Here is a 1,040-nt window from a genome sequence, read left to right on the forward strand (position 1 = left end):
ATGTAATTTGGGCAAGTAAACTAGGTCTTCTATTCACATTAAGAGAACGCATACATTCCTCCTTTTAATGAAATGAAATTTCGGCTGTTGTTTCAAGTGTAGCATAAAAGAAAAAAAGTTTAGCACCCAACTTCAAATGTTTATAAATAGACGTCTAAAGGGAAAAATAAATCGAATGAACGCTTGACTTAAAGTATACTTTAACAATTATAATCAATTGGAAAACATCGAAAATGGAGGAATCAACATGAAATATACAGTAATCACTGGCGCAAGTTCGGGAATTGGATATGAAACAGCTTTAGCTTTTGCAGCACGTGGGAAAAATCTTATATTGGCTGCACGTAGAGAGGACAAGCTAGAAGAGTTAAAAAGAAAAATTGAAGAACTGAACCAAGATGTAAATGTTATTGTCCAGTCGGTTGATTTATCCGTGGCAGAAAATGCTCATACGTTTTATGAGTCACTCAAAGAGTATGAATTAGAAACTTGGATTAACAATGCTGGATTCGGAAACTTTGCTTCTGTCGGTGAACAAAAATTAACTAAAATTGAAACAATGCTTCATTTAAATATCGAAGCCTTAACCATTCTTTCTTCTCTATTTGTAAGAGATTATGAAAACGTTGAAGGTACACAGCTTATTAATGTCTCTTCTGGAGGCGGCTACACCATTGTGGCTGATGCGGTAACTTATTGCGCAACAAAATTCTACGTAAGTGCATTTACAGAAGGTCTTTCTCAAGAATTAAAAGGAAGAGGAGCAAAAATGCAGGCTAAAGTTCTAGCTCCGGCGGCTACTGAAACAGAATTTGCACAGCGTTCGATGGATATGAGTGATTTTGAATACGAAGGACGAGTACCTAAGTTTCATACGTCAAAAGAAATGGCTGCTTTTATGCTGGACCTTTATGATAGCAATAAAACGGTAGGACTTGTAGATGGAGTAACTTACGAATTTCACTTAAAAGATCCTATCTATCCATATGCAGACAGAGCAACAAGCTCAGATTCTTAAACAAAAAACACCCTTCCAAGGG

The 1,040-nt window shown here is 36.2% G+C and carries 1 protein-coding gene; it reads left to right on the forward strand.

Annotated features, from left to right (window positions below):
- Positions 1-247: 247 nt before the first annotated feature.
- Positions 248-1,018: an SDR family NAD(P)-dependent oxidoreductase gene (locus AC1DRF_RS29330; protein WP_097823431.1), complete on the forward strand. Its 771-nt coding sequence runs from the start codon at positions 248-250 to the stop codon at positions 1,016-1,018.
- The last annotated feature ends 22 nt before the right edge of the window (positions 1,019-1,040 follow it).

The organism is Priestia sp. P5_B4, from assembly GCF_056400385.1.